13 protein-coding genes and 2 pseudogenes are annotated in these 14006 nt (G+C 70.3%); 10 read left to right on the plus strand and 5 right to left on the minus strand.

Translation table 11 applies throughout. The features are described 5' to 3' along the window. Positions 1–44 precede the first annotated feature (44 nt). The 8 genes and pseudogenes from ACZ6S6_RS29400 to ACZ6S6_RS29435 all read left to right on the plus strand — a co-directional run bounded on the left by ACZ6S6_RS29400 (position 45) and on the right by ACZ6S6_RS29435 (position 7728). Positions 45–1631, plus strand: coding sequence for an ABC transporter ATP-binding protein (locus ACZ6S6_RS29400; RefSeq protein WP_469707685.1), 1587 nt, complete (start codon positions 45–47; stop codon positions 1629–1631). After that, positions 1628–2743, plus strand: coding sequence for an ABC transporter permease (locus ACZ6S6_RS29405; RefSeq protein ID WP_362953991.1), 1116 nt, complete (start codon positions 1628–1630; stop codon positions 2741–2743). Before ACZ6S6_RS29400 ends, ACZ6S6_RS29405 begins: the two co-directional genes overlap by 4 nt. Continuing rightward, positions 2740–4029: an ABC transporter permease gene (locus tag ACZ6S6_RS29410; RefSeq protein WP_469707689.1), complete on the plus strand. Its 1290-nt coding sequence runs from the start codon at positions 2740–2742 to the stop codon at positions 4027–4029. Before ACZ6S6_RS29405 ends, ACZ6S6_RS29410 begins: the two co-directional genes overlap by 4 nt. Next, positions 4026–4448 (plus strand): cytidine deaminase, encoded by a 423-nt coding sequence (locus tag ACZ6S6_RS29415; protein WP_362953988.1) that lies wholly within the window; start codon positions 4026–4028, stop codon positions 4446–4448. The genes ACZ6S6_RS29410 and ACZ6S6_RS29415 overlap by 4 nt, the downstream gene beginning before the upstream one ends. A 127-nt stretch (positions 4449–4575) precedes the next feature. After that, a complete protein-coding gene (locus ACZ6S6_RS29420; RefSeq protein ID WP_469707693.1) occupies positions 4576–5853 on the plus strand; it encodes a thymidine phosphorylase in 1278 nt (425 codons plus the stop codon). A 101-nt stretch (positions 5854–5954) separates the two neighbouring features. Further along, positions 5955–6116 (plus strand): annotated as a pseudogene (locus ACZ6S6_RS29425) (Uma2 family endonuclease); the annotation flags it as partial. 73 nt (positions 6117–6189) lie between these two features. Beyond that, a complete protein-coding gene (locus tag ACZ6S6_RS29430; RefSeq protein WP_362953984.1) occupies positions 6190–6495 on the plus strand; it encodes an STAS domain-containing protein in 306 nt (101 codons plus the stop codon). A 256-nt stretch (positions 6496–6751) separates the two neighbouring features. Beyond that, positions 6752–7728: pseudogene (locus tag ACZ6S6_RS29435) on the plus strand (peptidoglycan-binding protein). A gap of 152 nt (positions 7729–7880) precedes the next feature. On the opposite strand, the gene ACZ6S6_RS29440 reads toward ACZ6S6_RS29435, so the two are convergent. From ACZ6S6_RS29440 to ACZ6S6_RS29450, 3 genes are all read right to left on the minus strand, one after another. Next, positions 7881–8873, minus strand: a complete 993-nt coding sequence (locus ACZ6S6_RS29440; protein WP_469707695.1) for a sigma-70 family RNA polymerase sigma factor — start codon at positions 8871–8873, stop codon at positions 7881–7883. A gap of 100 nt (positions 8874–8973) precedes the next feature. Further along, a complete protein-coding gene (locus tag ACZ6S6_RS29445) occupies positions 8974–9657 on the minus strand; it encodes a L,D-transpeptidase family protein (RefSeq protein WP_362954205.1) in 684 nt (227 codons plus the stop codon). A gap of 189 nt (positions 9658–9846) precedes the next feature. Further along, complete coding sequence (locus ACZ6S6_RS29450) at positions 9847–11166, minus strand: MFS transporter (RefSeq protein ID WP_469707697.1); 1320 nt, start codon at positions 11164–11166, stop codon at positions 9847–9849. Positions 11167–11229: 63 nt separating this feature from the next. Here ACZ6S6_RS29450 and ACZ6S6_RS29455 point away from each other — a divergent pair, with 63 nt between their 5' ends. Then, complete coding sequence (locus ACZ6S6_RS29455; RefSeq protein ID WP_469707699.1) at positions 11230–12183, plus strand: LysR family transcriptional regulator; 954 nt, start codon at positions 11230–11232, stop codon at positions 12181–12183. A gap of 18 nt (positions 12184–12201) precedes the next feature. Here the strand turns inward: ACZ6S6_RS29455 and ACZ6S6_RS29460 are convergent, their stop codons facing one another. Both ACZ6S6_RS29460 and ACZ6S6_RS29465 read right to left on the minus strand, forming a co-directional pair. Next, positions 12202–12417, minus strand: a complete 216-nt coding sequence (locus ACZ6S6_RS29460) for a DUF397 domain-containing protein (protein ID WP_469707701.1) — start codon at positions 12415–12417, stop codon at positions 12202–12204. Beyond that, complete coding sequence (locus ACZ6S6_RS29465) at positions 12414–13262, minus strand: helix-turn-helix domain-containing protein (protein ID WP_362953972.1); 849 nt, start codon at positions 13260–13262, stop codon at positions 12414–12416. Before ACZ6S6_RS29465 ends, ACZ6S6_RS29460 begins: the two co-directional genes overlap by 4 nt. A gap of 183 nt (positions 13263–13445) precedes the next feature. On the opposite strand from ACZ6S6_RS29465, the gene ACZ6S6_RS29470 reads away from it, so the two are divergent. After that, positions 13446–13856, plus strand: coding sequence for an ATP-binding protein (locus ACZ6S6_RS29470; protein ID WP_469707704.1), 411 nt, complete (start codon positions 13446–13448; stop codon positions 13854–13856). The last annotated feature ends 150 nt before the right edge of the window (positions 13857–14006 follow it).

Consider the following 14006-nt stretch of genomic DNA (forward strand, 5'->3'; position numbering starts at 1 on the left):
GTCAAGGAGAGTGCGCCATCAACGCGTCCAGCAGTCCTCATGCCGTGGAGCTCCGCGGCATCACCAAGCGGTTCCCCGGGGTCGTGGCCAACCACGACATCGACATCACCGTGCGCCGCGGCACCGTCCACGCCCTCATCGGTGAGAACGGCGCCGGCAAGTCCACGCTCATGAAGATCCTGTACGGCATGCAGAAGCCGGACGAGGGCACCATCGCGGTGGACGGCGAACAGGCCACGTTCTCCAACCCGGGCGACGCCATCGACCGCGGCATCGGCATGGTGCACCAGCACTTCATGCTCGCCGACTACCTCACCGTCCTGGAGAACGTCGTACTCGGCTCCGAGAAGCTGTACGGCATCGGGGACCGGGCCCGCGCCAGGATCAGGGAGATCTCCGACTCGTACGGTCTCGGCATCCGGCCCGACGCCATGGTCGAGGACCTCGGTGTCGCCGACCGCCAGCGCGTGGAGATTCTCAAGGTCCTCTACCGTGGCGCCCGCACCCTGATCCTCGACGAGCCCACCGCCGTCCTCGTACCGCAGGAGGTCGAGGCGCTCTTCGACAACCTGCGCGAGCTCAAGGCCGAGGGCCTGACCGTCATCTTCATCTCGCACAAGCTGGGCGAGGTGCTGTCGGTGGCCGACGAGATCACCGTCATCCGGCGCGGGACGACCGTGGGCACCGCCGACCCGGAGCACACCACGGCCAAGCAGCTCGCCGAGCTGATGGTCGGCAGTGAGCTGCCGTCGCCGGAGACCCGCGAGTCGACCGTCACCGACACGCCGATGCTGGCCGTCGACGGGCTGCGGCTGACCGCCACCGACCCGGACGGGGTGGTGCGTGCCGTGCTCGACGGCATCACCTTCACCATCCACAAGGGCGAGGTGCTCGGCATCGCCGGCGTCGAGGGCAACGGCCAGTCCGAACTGGTCGACGCCATCATGGGCATGCGCACCCTCGACGCGGGCACCCTCGCCCTGGACGGCGCGGACATCTCCCGCACGCCGACGCGCAAGCGCCGCGAGGACGGCATGGCCGTCATCCCCGAGGACCGCCACCGGCACGGACTGCTGCTGGAGGCCCCGCTCTGGGAGAACCGCATCCTCGGCCACGTCACCGAGCGCCCCAACAGCAAGGGCGTCTTCCTCGACCTCAAGGCCGCCCGCGCCGACACCGAGCGGATCGTGCGCGAGTACGACGTGCGCACCCCCGGCATCGAGGTCACCGCGGCCTCGCTCTCCGGCGGCAACCAGCAGAAGCTGATCGTCGGCCGCGAGATGAGCCACTCGCCCAAGCTGCTGATCGCCGCGCACCCGACCCGGGGCGTGGACGTCGGCGCCCAGGCCCAGATCTGGGACCAGATCCGCGAGGCACGCCGCGAGGGACTCGCCGTGCTGCTGATCTCCGCCGACCTGGACGAGCTGATCGGGCTCTCCGACACCCTGCGCGTCATGTACCGCGGCGCACTCGTCGCGGACGCCGACCCCGCGACCGTCACCCCGGAAGAACTCGGCTCGGCGATGACGGGCGCGGCCGAGGGCCACCTCGAAGCGCCCGAGGGCGACGGCGGATCCGCCGCCCCCACCACGGACGACACCGACCCCCGGGACGGGGGAGAGGACCGATGAAGAAGATCGACAAGGAGCGGCTGCTCCTGGGGATCGCGGCCCCCGTACTCGCGATCGTGGTCGCCTTCCTGGTGACGGCACTCGTGCTCGCCGCCACCGGCAAGGAGCCGTTCAGCGCCTTCGGCATCATGTTCGACTACGGGGTGAAGTCGGACAGCCAGGTCTACATCCTGAACAAGGCGACGACGTACTACCTCGCGGGTCTCGCGGTGGCCGTCGGCTTCCGGATGAACCTCTTCAACATCGGCGTCGACGGCCAGTACCGCCTCGCCGCGTTCTTCGCCGCGGCGGTCGGCGGCGCGCTGACCCTGCCCGGCGCCCTCCAGATCCCGCTGATCATCCTCACCGCGATGATCGTCGGCGCGATGTGGGCCGGGATCGCCGGTCTCCTCAAGGTCACCCGGGGCGTCAGCGAGGTCGTCTCGACGATCATGCTGAACTCCATCGCGACCGCGATCATCGGCTACCTGCTCCAGCAGAACCGCCTCGGCCACCTCGACGAGGCCGGCACCAAGATCTCCACCAAGCCGCTCCCGGAGTCCTCGCACTTCTTCACGTTCCCGACCACCCCGACGCCCATCTGGGGCTTCATCGTGGTCGCGGTCGTCGCGGGCGTCGCCTACTGGTTCACGCTCTCGCGCACCCGCTTCGGCTTCGACCTGCGCACCGTCGGCCAGTCCGGCTCCGCCGCCGAGGCCAGCGGTGTGAACGTCAAGAGGATGGTCGTCACCTCGATGCTCATCTCGGGCGGCGTGGCAGGCCTGATCGGCATGCCCACGCTGCTCAACGACAGCTACGAGTACAGCGGCGACTTCCCGGTCGGCATCGGCTTCACCGGTATCGCCATCGCCCTCCTCGGCCGCAACCACCCCGTCGGCATCGCGCTCGGCGCGCTGCTCTGGGGCTTCCTGGAACGCGGCACCGGAAAGCTGGAGTTCGAGGGGTACGACAAGGAGATCGTCGGCGTGATCCAGGGCGTCATCGTCCTGTGCGTCGTCATCGCCTACGAAGTCGTCCGCCGCTACGGACTCAAGCGCCAGCAGAGCAAGGTCGGCGCGGAACTCGCCGCACAGGCCGCCCGTAACTCCGACCAGCAGGAGGTGTCGGCGTGACCGTCACGGCGACTTCCACCCCGCCCCCCGCGGCCCCCAAGGTCTCCGGCGGCAAGGGCGGCCGCACCCGCTTCTCCTTCCCCGTCATCCTCCTGATCATCGCGGGCGGGCTGCTCGCGCTGTCCGCCGTGCGCGCCGTCACCGGCGCTCAGGACGTCACCTCGGCCGGACAGATCAGCGCGGCCCTCTCGATGGCCGTGCCGATCGGCCTCGCCGGTCTCGGCGGCCTCTGGGCCGAGCGGGCCGGCGTGGTCAACATCGGCCTCGAAGGCATGATGATCCTGGGCACCTTCTTCGGTGCCTGGGCCGGCTGGCAGACCAACCCCTGGCTCGGCGTGCTCGCCGGTGTCATCGGCGGAATGCTCGGCGGGCTGCTGCACGCGGTGGCGACCGTCACCTTCGGCGTCGACCACATCATCTCCGGCATCGCCATCAACATCCTGGCGCTCGGCTTCACCACCTACTTCGCCAAGCTCTGGTTCAACTCGGGCGACGCGGCGGTCAAGGGCGGCTCACCCAAGCAGTCCCCACCGGCCGACGACATCACCTCGGTGACGATCCCGGGCCTCTCCGACTGGCTGCACACCGTCGAGAAACACCACTGGTTCTTCGTCTCCGACCTGGCCGGCGTCCTCGGCGGCCTGGTCACCAACCTGTCGCTGCTGACGATCGTCGCCGCGCTCCTCTTCGTCGTGACGTTCTTCGTCCTGTGGAAGACCGCCTTCGGCCTTCGGCTGCGCTCCTGCGGCGAGAACCCGGTGGCCGCCGAGTCGCTCGGCGTCAACGTCTACACGTACAAGTACATCGCGGTGATCATCTCCGGCGGCATGGCCGGTCTCGGCGGCGCCTTCCTCTCCCTGGTCACCTCGCACATCTACAACGAGGGACAGACCGGCGGCCGCGGATACATCGGTCTCGCCGCGATGATCTTCGGTAACTGGCGGCCCGGCGGACTCGCCATGGGCGCGGGCCTGTTCGGCTTCGCCGACGCGCTCCAGCTGCGCAACGGCGGCGAGTCCGTCCACGCGCTGCTCCTGCTGCTCGTGGTCGTGCTGGCCGTCCTCGCGGCCTGGAAGCTCTACCGCAAGAGCTTCGTGCAGGGCGTCGTCAGCGCGGTCATCGCCGCCGCCGTACTGGTCTGGTACCTCGCTACGGACACCGTGCCCACCGAGTTCGTGAGCGCGACCCCGTACGTCGTCACGTTGCTCGTCCTCTCGCTCTCCGCGCAGCGGCTGCGGATGCCGAAGGCGGACGGCATGCGCTACCGCAAGGGGCAGGGCAAGTGACGCCCACCGCCGGAGCGGGCGCCACCGCCGTGGCGGGGGCCGACTGGGACGCCCTGCGGACCGCGGCCCGGGACGCCATGTCCCGGGCGTACGCGCCCTACTCGGGCTACCCGGTCGGCGTCGCCGCCCTGGTCGACGACGGCCGCACGATCGTCGGCTGCAACGTCGAGAACGCCTCGTACGGCATCAGTCTCTGCGCCGAGTGCGGACTGGTCTCCCAGCTGCACGCGACCGGAGGCGGCCGGCTGACCCACTTCACCTGCGTGGACGGGGCGGGCGAGATCCTGGTGCCGTGCGGCAGGTGCAGACAGCTGCTGTACGAGTTCGGCGGGCCGGAACTCGTCCTGGAGACCCCGGACGGCTTCCGCACCCTCGACGAGATGCTCCCGCAGGCGTTCGGGCCGTCCCACCTCGGATAGCGCCGCACGCCCCACCACCGCCGCCGGGCGGGCCGGGAAACCTGCCCGCCCGGCGGTGCTCATATCCTCTATGCGCGTAGAGTCAACGGGACTCATGCGTACGTACCGGCCGGAAGGACTCCAGGACATGGACGCCATCTCCGTCATCCGCACCAAGCGGGACCGAGGCGAGCTGACCCCCGAGCAGATCGACTGGGTCATCGACGCGTACACCCGCGGCGAGGTCGCCGACGAGCAGATGTCCGCGCTGGCCATGGCGATCCTGCTGAACGGCATGAACCGTACGGAGATCGCCCGCTGGACCGCCGCCATGATCGCCTCCGGCGAGCGGATGAACTTCTCCGAGCTCTCCCGCCCCACCACCGACAAGCACTCCACCGGCGGCGTCGGCGACAAGATCACCCTGCCGCTCGCCCCGCTGGTCGCCGCCTGCGGCGCCGCCGTACCGCAGCTCAGCGGACGCGGCCTCGGCCACACCGGCGGCACCCTCGACAAGCTGGAGTCCATCCCCGGCTGGCGCGCCCACATCACCAACGCCGAGATGCGACACGTCCTCGACACCACCGGCGCGGTCATCTGCGCGGCGGGTGACGGCCTCGCCCCCGCCGACAAGAAGCTGTACGCGCTCCGCGACGTCACCGGCACCGTCGAGGCCATCCCGCTGATCGCCAGCTCGATCATGTCCAAGAAGATCGCCGAGGGCACCGGCGCACTCGTCCTGGACGTCAAGGTCGGTTCCGGCGCCTTCATGAAGACGATCGAGGACGCCCGCGAACTGGCCTCCACCATGGTCGCCCTGGGCACCGACAGCGGAGTGCGGACGGTCGCGCTGCTCACCGACATGTCCACCCCGCTCGGCCTGACCGCGGGCAACGCCCTGGAGGTCCGCGAGTCGGTCGAGGTGCTGGCCGGCGGCGGCCCCAGGGACGTCGTCGACCTCACCCTGGCCCTCGCCCGCGAGATGCTGGACGCGGCCGGGCTCAAGGACGCCGACCCGGAGAAGGCCCTCGCGGACGGCTCCGCGATGGACGTCTGGCGCCGGATGATCTCCGCCCAGGGCGGCGACCCGGACGCCACCCTCCCGGTCGCCCGCGAGCAGCACGTCGTGACGGCCCCGTCCTCCGGAGTACTGACCCGCCTGGACGCGTACGAGATCGGCGTCGCCGCCTGGCGCCTCGGCGCGGGCCGCGCCCGCAAGGAGGAGCCGGTGCAGGCGGGCGCCGGCGTCGAGCTGCACGCCAAGCCCGGCGACACGGTGACGGCCGGCCAGCCGCTGCTGACGCTGCACACGGACACCCCTGAGAAGTTCGACTACGCGCTGAAGGCGCTGCCCGACTCGTACGACATCGCCCCGTCGGGCACGCCGTTCACCGCCACCCCCGTGGTGCGGGAACGTATCGCCTGACCTGCGGTTTTCTCGTAAGGGTGAACGGGACCGGTGGACTGCCGCCGGTCCCGTTCGGCATGCTGGACTCGGTGACGCACCGATATGGGGAGACCGCCGTCATGAGCCCACGCACTGTCGATCCCGCGCCGGGCCACGGCCAGGAATGAGACGACCTCGTCCGGATCTGGGAGGAGACGGACGCACCCGAGGGCTGCAAGGTGGAGATCATCGAGGCGATCGTCACTGTCTCGCCACCGCCGTCCAAGGACCACAACACCACTGGCGCCTTCCCCGTCAGCTGAGAAATGCCGCGCCGCCGCGATGAGTTTGCGCCGCGGCGCCGGTCTCCCTGGTATGGATCCCTTGTCGCCGGCGGTACTCGTCCTCTCCGGACGTGTCACGCGCGCCGGTACGCCACGCCTCTGCGCGGAGCTGGAGACGATACTGGCCGCTTCGGAAGCCGCCGTGGTGGACTGCGACGTGGGCGGGGTCGTGCACCCCGATCTGGCCCTGGCCGAGGCGATCGCCCGACTGTCGCTGGTCGCCCGCCGGGCGGGCGGCAGACGGCTGCGGCTGCGCGGGACACCTCCCGAACTCCGGCTGCTGCTCGACCTGCTGGGGCTGGGGGACGTGGTCGGGCTGGCGGAGACGCCTTCCTGAACCGGATCTGCGGAATCCCGGAGCGGAAGAGCGGCGAAGGCCGGTACGGGGTCTTTTGAGTGCGTGCGACGGGCCCGGCCTGATGCCCGGACCGTGATTGGGCCCGGACCGGGCCCACGGGCCTATGGCCGGATCGGTGTCACCTCCTTAGCGTCTATGCGAGTAGACATTGTGACGTGCGCACTTCAACTGCCTGCTTTCCGAGGCGACCACGTCGACAACCCGTGCCCGATTCAGCAGATCTGAGGGAGCGAACATGTGCGATTCCTGCGCAACGGCGATCGAGGCGACGGCGGAGAGGCCGGAGCCGCGCGGCGGCCTGTCCCGCCGCGGACTGATCGCCGGGATGGGTCTCGCCTCGGCCTTTCCGGGGTGGGCCTGGGGACCGGAGCCACCGCGGCCTTCGCGGCCACGGCGAAGAACGGCCGGTGGGCCAACCCCGCTCTCGGTCACTTCCCGGCCGGCGGCCACTACGGCGCCTCACGGGGCGGCGCCGCGCACGCCGGTCAGGACGTCTCGAATTCGACGGGTACCGGGGTCTACGCGGCGGCGGCCGGCACAGTCGTCCGCCGGGCGTGGGGTGGCGGCCTCACCGGCCGGACCGGCAACGCCCTGGTCATCTCGCACGGCAGCGGCCAGTACACCTACTACGGTCACCTCAGCGCCTACCGGGTCGCGCTCAACGCCACGGTCGCCGCCGGCCAGCGCATCGCCGACATGGGAGCCACCGGCAATGTGACAGGGCCCCACCTGCACTTCGAGACACATTCGGGAGGGCTCGGCGTCACGACCAACCCGGTCACCTTCATGGCCGCACGGGGCGTGGACCTGGGCGGCGGCTGGCCCAGGATCGACCCCGGTGCGAGCGGAAAGACGGTCGTCGCCATTCAGTACCTGATGGCGAAGCGCGGATACGGCCTGGTCGCCGACGGGCAGTACGGCTCGGTCTCGTCCACCGCTGTCAAGGCCTTCCAGAAGGCCAAGGGCCTGGTGGCCGACGGCCAGGTGGGACCGGCGACCTGGCCGCATCTCGTCTACACCCTGCGGCAGGGCAGCAGCGGCTCCCACGTCCGGGCCCTGCAGACCGCGCTGAACAAGCGCAGCGCCGGCCTGGCGGTCGACGGCACGTTCGGCGCGGTCAGCACGTCCGCCGTGCGCACGTACCAGGGACTCAACCGGCTGGTCGTCGACGGCGAGGCAGGCCCGCTGACCTGGCAGGCACTGGTCGGCTGACGGTGTGCCGTCGCCCTGGGCCACGTGGCGACCGCAGCGAATCGCGCACGGCAGGCACGTGGCTCGGGGCGTGGGGCGAGCAGACCGGGTGGCCGGCGGACCACCCGGCCTGCCCCCGCACCATCCGTCCGGCCCCCGCACCACCTACGGCCTTACGCCGCGTCCGCCTCCAGGTGATCGGGCAGCCCGAACAGCGGGAACCAGCGCGGGGTGTCCAGGAAGCAGTGCATCCCGGTGATCGCACCGTCCGAGATGTCGATGACCTGCACCGCCCAGGGCACGAACCCGGGCCCGTCCGGATTCGGCTTGTAGTGCGCGAACGCCGGGGTGCCGTTCGCCGACGTCGCGACCAGCCGGGAGCCCGCACAGGACGCACCGATCGAGGTCATGAAGCCCGTGATGTCGTCGTGCCCCTGGAGCCAGAGGTCGAACGGCGGCATCGTCATGATGGCGTCCTCGTGGAGCAGCGCGGTCAGCGCCTTCATGTCGTAGCCCTCGAACGCCGCCACATACCGCTCCAGGAGCTTGCGCTGCTCCTCGTCGAGCGGATCGGCGGCGTCGGCGGGCGTGTCCTTGTGTTCGCTGATCGTCGCCCGCGCCCGCTGGAGGGCGCTGTTGACCGACGCGACCGAGGTGTCGAGCAGCTCGGCGACCTCGCTCGCCTTCCACGCGAGCACCTCGCGCAGGATCAGCACGGCCCGCTGCTTGGGCGGCAGATGCTGCAGCGCGGCGACGAACGCGAGCCGCACCGACTCGCGCGCCACGGCCGCCTCGGCCGGGTCCGCGACGGACGGCAGGATCCGCCCGTCCGGCATCGGCTCAAGCCAGGTGTTCTCCGGCAGCGGATTGAGCGCGGCCTGCGCGAGCGGCGTCGGGCCGGACAGATCGACGGGCCTGGCGCGCTTGTTGCCCGCGTTCAGCATGTCGAGACAGACGTTCGTCGCGATCCGGTACAGCCAGGACCGCAGCGAGGAACGGCCCTCGAACTTGTCGAAGTTGCGCCAGGCACGCACCAGCGTGTCCTGGACCGCGTCCTCCGCCTCGAAGGCCGAGCCGAGCATCCGGTAGCAGTACCCGGTCAGCTCGACCCGGTGTCCTTCGAGGCGGCTGTCGACATCGCCCGCCGTCGCCGTCAGATCACCCATAGCGTCGTTCCACCCCTGTCGCGCCGTGACACCGCTCACTTCAGCACTTCGGAAGCTACCCCAGCGCACTGACAACGGGGGCGGGAAGAGCGGAAAGCGGTCACGTTCCGAGCTTGCGCCCGTACACAAAGACGTCGTCGCCGTTCTTGAGCAGCTTCCAGTACGACTTCGCGTCGGCGGTGCGCATGTTGACGCAGCCGTGCGACCCCGGCGGGTTCCACATCTTCACGCCCACCGCGTGGAACGCCTGCCCGCCGTCGAAGAACTGGGAGTACGGCATCGCCACGTGGTAGATCGACGACACGTGGTTGATGTGGCGCCAGTAGATCTTCTTCGCCCCGGTACGGGTCTCGTACCCGTCCCGCCCGGTCCGCACCGGCACCGGCCCGAACTTCAGCTTCTTGCCGTCCTGGATCCAGCTGATCTGCCGGGTCAGGTCCACGCACGCGATCCGCCCCTTGTTGGTGGGGCACTTCTTGGCCTTGTTCGGGTTCTTGCCGGCCGCCTTCTGGGCGGTGAGCGTCTGCATGGTGCGCCAGGTGACGGGCCCGGCATAGCCGATGGTGGGCGTGACCCCGTAGGTGCTCTGGAACGACCGGATCGCCTTGCAGTCGGCTGCGGACTGCTTGCCGTCCACCTTCAGGTGCAGGTACTTCTCGACCTGCTTCTGGTACGGCCCCTTGGACGTCGTGCAGGACGCCGCCTGCGCGGATGTGCCGCTGCCGAGGACGAGCGCCGGTATCGCGGTCAGCCCCGCGACGGACAGTGCGAGGACGCGCCGCATCCGCACGCCTCGCGCACCTCGTATGCCCCGTATGCCCCGGACGTTCGTGATGCTCCCCGTGACTGTCATGTACGCCAACTCCCCTTCGCGTGCGGTGCGGTGATTCCGCCTGCTAGACGCGCGTCGGGGAGTGGTTGGTTGTGCGCCGAATGTCTCGGTTCTGTATGGAGGGAACCGAGGCCGGCTGTCTCAGTTCCGGACGGACACCATGACGGCCGGCCGGCGCCGCTCGATGCGCGCGGCCCGCGTTCCGTACAGCGTGATCGAGACGACACCGAGGACCGCGAACAGTCCCAGCGCGACCGTGCCCGCCCAGCCGCCGGCGTGGAAGGCGACCGCGCCGAGCGTGCCGCCCGCGCTGGAGCCGAGGTAGTACGCCGACTGGTACAGCGCCGACGCCTGGGCCCGGCCCTTGGTGGCCGTACGGCTGACGGAGGAGGAGGCGACCGCGTGCCCCGCGAAGAAGCCCGCCGTGATCAGGACGAGACCGAGGAGCACGGCTGCCAGCCGGTCGGCCAGCGAGAGCAGCAGACCGGCGGCCGTGGTGGAGACGGCGAGGTACAGCGCACCCCGGCGCCCCAGCCGGGCGACGAGCCTCCCCGCCGCCGCAGAGGAGACCGTACCGACGAGATAGACCAGGAAGATCGAGCCGACGATCCCCTGCGGAAGGTTGAACGGCGCCTCCACGAGACGGAAGCCGATCACCGTGTACACCGCGCCGAACACCGTCATGAACAGCGCGCCGATCGCGTACAGCCTGCGCAGCAGCGGGTCGGCGAGGTGCCCGCCGACGGTCCGGGCGAGCGCCTTCGGGTTCAGCGAACCGGGGGTGAAGTGCCGGGCCCTGGGGATCATGAGGTGGAAGACGACGGCGCAGGCCACGGCCAGCACACCGACCGAGCCGAGCGCGGCCCGCCAGCCCCACAGCTGGGCGACCCAGCCGGTGAGGATGCGGCCGCTCATCCCGCCGATGCTGTTGCCGGCCACGAACAGTCCGATCGCCGCGACCAGCGCCTTGGGCCGTACCTCCTCCGCGAGATACGCCATCGCGGACGCGGGCAGCCCGGCGAGTGCGGCGCCCTGCACGGCGCGCAGCGCGATCAGCCAGCCGAGCGACGGCGCGAACGGCACGAACAGCCCCACCACGACCGCGACCGTCAGCGAGGCGGTCATCATCTGCCGCCGCCCGAACCGCTCGGACAACGCACTCATCGGCAGGACGAAGAGCGCCAGCGCACCCGTCGCCGCGGAGACCGTCCAGCTCGCCTGTCCGGCCGTGGCGCCGAAAGAGGCGGAGACGGCGGGCAGCAGGGCCTGGGTGGAGTAGAGGAGTGCGAAGGTCGCGACACCGGCGGCGAAGAGCGCGAAACTCATCCGGCGGTAGCCGGGCCCACCGGGTTCGAGCCGGTCCGCGGTGGCGGTCTCGGCGGCGGTCACGGTGGTTACGGGGGACGACTGGGTCGAGGCGGCCACGGTCAGGGTGGACGCCCCGGTACTGGCGGGAGGCATGCAAGGAACGTAGGCCGCACACCTTTCATGCGTCCAATGCACAAACGGGCGATAATCAATCCCATGGCGCATCAGCACAGCTCACAGCCGCGGCTGTCACCAAGCAGTTACGAAGAAGACATCCGCGCGGTCCTCGCGCCACGGCTCGCGTACTTCGAGGCGGTGGCCCGGCACGAACACGTGACCCGCGCCGCGCACGAGCTGGGCGTGCCGCAGTCCACGCTCTCGCGCGCCATGGTCAGGCTGGAACAGGACCTGGGAGTCGCCCTGTTCGCCCGCAAGGGCCGTACCGTCTCCCTCACCCCCGCCGGCCGCACCTTCCTCGGCTCGGCGGAACGGGCGCTCGCCGAGGTGGAGAAGGCCGCCGACTCGGTACGGGCGGACGCCGACCCCACCGCGGGCAAGGTCGCCTTCGGCTTCCTCCACACGATGGGCTCGGAGACCGTCCCCGCCCTGATCCGCGCCTTCCGCGCCGACCACCCACGGGTCCGCTTCCAGCTCGTCCAGAACTACGGCGAGGCCATGATCGAACGCCTCCGCGCGGGCGGCCTCGACCTCTGCCTCACCTCACCCGTCCCGGACGCCCCGGACCTGGTCGCCCGGCGCCTGGACGAACAGCGACTGCGCCTGGTCGTCCCCGACGACCACCGCCTGGCCACCCGCCGCCGCATCCGCCTGGTGGAGGCCGCCGACGAAACCTTCGTCACCCTGGAACCCGGCTACGGCCTGCGCCGCATCACGGACGACCTCTGCGCGGAAGCGGGCTTCGTCCCCCGCGTCGCCTTCGAGGGCGAGGAGGCCGAAACCCTGCGCGGCCTGGTCGCGGCAGGCCTGGGCGTGGCCCTGCTCCCGCCTCCGGCGGTGGCCCGCCCCGGCGTGGTGGAGCTGACGGTGACGGCACCGCGGGCCGCTCGGGAGATCGGCGTGGCCTGGCTGGACGGGCACCCGGACACCCCGCCGGTGGCGGCGTTCAAGAAGTTCCTGCTGTCGCGGCGGGGACACCTGCTGCCGGAGTGAGCGGCGCCGGCGGGGCTGTCAGGACCGTGCGGTGGACGACGCGTACGCCGCGTACGCGGTGAAGTCCGTCCAGGCGGTGGCGGAGACGCTGAACGGGCGACGGGCGGTGTCCTTGGAGTCGCGGACGTGGACGGCTTCGGCGTGGAGGGCCTCGCTGTGGAGGGCGACTTCGATGCAGTTGTCGCCGCCACTGCCGCTGTAACTGCTTTTGAACCAGGCCAGTTCGGTGCTCATAGCGCTCCTCGCATCTGCTTCAGCAGGCCTCTGGTGGCCTCTTGGCTCAGCGCCTGTGAGCGCATCTTGCCATAGCGCTGGAGCATGGCACTGACCAATCTCGGGTCAGTGAGCAGAGTGCTGCTGTCATGGCCTTCGACGTAGCCGAACCAGGAGTTGCACGGGGTCTCCGCCAGATACAACTGCCCGTCGACGCCCGAGTGATCCGGCTGTTTGAGCGGCATGACGAGGATCTCCACGTTCCGGCGACCGCCCTGCACCAACAGGTTGTCGATGAGCGCGGCAGTGACGTCCGCACCTCCTAACTGACGCTCAAGGACGGCCTGTTCGATGATGAACGAGAAGGAGGTGTTGGGGCGTTCGGCCAGGAGTTCCTGTCGCATCAGGCGCGCGGCCACCTGCTGCTCGAACTGCTCCTCGGCGAGCGGGGGGAGCCGCCGGTCGAAGACGGCCCGGATGTACCCCTCGCTCTGGAGCAGTCCCGGAATGCCCCGGCACTCGTAGGCGTACAGCGTGACCGCTTCCTCCTCGATCCCCGCCCACTGGAGAAACCACGACGCCAGACCTGCCCTGCGCCGAAGGCTCCGCGCCGCAGCGGCGAGAACCTTGCCCGCGAGCGGCCCGAGGGCTTCCGCAGCCCGCTCGGGGAGATCCTCGGGCGGGAACCGCCTGCCCTGCTCGATCTTGGCGATGTAGGCCGCCGAGTACCGCACGCGGGGTGCGAACTCCTCCTGGGTGAGGCCGGCCGCTTCGCGCAGGGCCTTCATGACCGCCCCGAATGTCTTCAGGCTGTCGGAGAGCTCGGGTTCGCCATGGGCTGTGGTGCTGTCGTGGTTCGCCGTCATCGCTGCCCCGTCTTTCGCGCATGGATCAACGCAGCCAGAATCACGGAGTGTTACCCGCCCTGTCCAGAGAACCAACCCATACAAGTGAACGTGTATGGGTGTTGTTCCTACTGGCGGGGGTGACCGAGGCGGAACGCTGAGCACATGACGGCTCTCCAGGTACAACCGCCCGTAACTGTACGTGTGTTCGCCCAGAAGTGCTCGGCCACCCGCCGAGGTGCGACGCTGGCGCGGCGCCTCGCCGTGTGGAAGCTCGACACGTGGGGGATCCCGTACGGCACCCGGCTCTCCGACACGGTGGCGCTCCTGGTCGCGGAGCTGGCGGCCAACGCGGTCCTGCACGGGCGGGTGGCGGGCCGCGACTTCGAGCTTCGGCTCATGTACCCGTACGAGGAGGCCGGGGTCGTACGGATCGAGGTGTCGGACACCCACGAGACCCGCCCGAACCCTTCGGTGGCGCGACAGCCCGACCCGGACGCCGATGGAGGCCGGGGCCTCCTCATCGTGGAGTCCATCGCCGCCCGCTGGGGCGTGAGTGACCGGGTGGGGCCGGGCAAGACGGTGTGGGCGGAGGCGGGTGCGGGTGGGCTGTGAGGCGGTCCGATGTGCCGGGCGCCTCACAGGTCCGCTTGCCGCTGCTGGCATGGTTGTCGGCCGGAATGCCTGTCTGGTCCCTGCGGGTGCGGGGAGCAGTTGGAAGTCGGCACGTTCGCGACCGACACCGTGGGACCATCCCCGCGTGCG

It is taken from the genome of Streptomyces sp. NPDC048671, assembly GCF_055587045.1.

What these genes read in the sequence shown, in the direction of transcription:
- ACZ6S6_RS29405 (WP_362953991.1), top strand. Translation starts at nt 1,628, where the DNA reads ATGAAGAAGATCGACAAGGAGCGGCTGCTCCTGGGGATCGCGGCCCCC.
- ACZ6S6_RS29420 (WP_469707693.1), top strand. Translation starts at nt 4,576, where the DNA reads ATGGACGCCATCTCCGTCATCCGCACCAAGCGGGACCGAGGCGAGCTG.
- ACZ6S6_RS29430 (WP_362953984.1), top strand. Translation starts at nt 6,190, where the DNA reads ATGGATCCCTTGTCGCCGGCGGTACTCGTCCTCTCCGGACGTGTCACG.
- ACZ6S6_RS29440 (WP_469707695.1), bottom strand. Translation starts at nt 8,873, where the DNA reads ATGGGTGATCTGACGGCGACGGCGGGCGATGTCGACAGCCGCCTCGAA.
- ACZ6S6_RS29445 (WP_362954205.1), bottom strand. Translation starts at nt 9,657, where the DNA reads ATGCGGCGCGTCCTCGCACTGTCCGTCGCGGGGCTGACCGCGATACCG.
- ACZ6S6_RS29450 (WP_469707697.1), bottom strand. Translation starts at nt 11,166, where the DNA reads ATGCCTCCCGCCAGTACCGGGGCGTCCACCCTGACCGTGGCCGCCTCG.
- ACZ6S6_RS29455 (WP_469707699.1), top strand. Translation starts at nt 11,230, where the DNA reads ATGGCGCATCAGCACAGCTCACAGCCGCGGCTGTCACCAAGCAGTTAC.
- ACZ6S6_RS29460 (WP_469707701.1), bottom strand. Translation starts at nt 12,417, where the DNA reads ATGAGCACCGAACTGGCCTGGTTCAAAAGCAGTTACAGCGGCAGTGGC.
- ACZ6S6_RS29465 (WP_362953972.1), bottom strand. Translation starts at nt 13,262, where the DNA reads ATGACGGCGAACCACGACAGCACCACAGCCCATGGCGAACCCGAGCTC.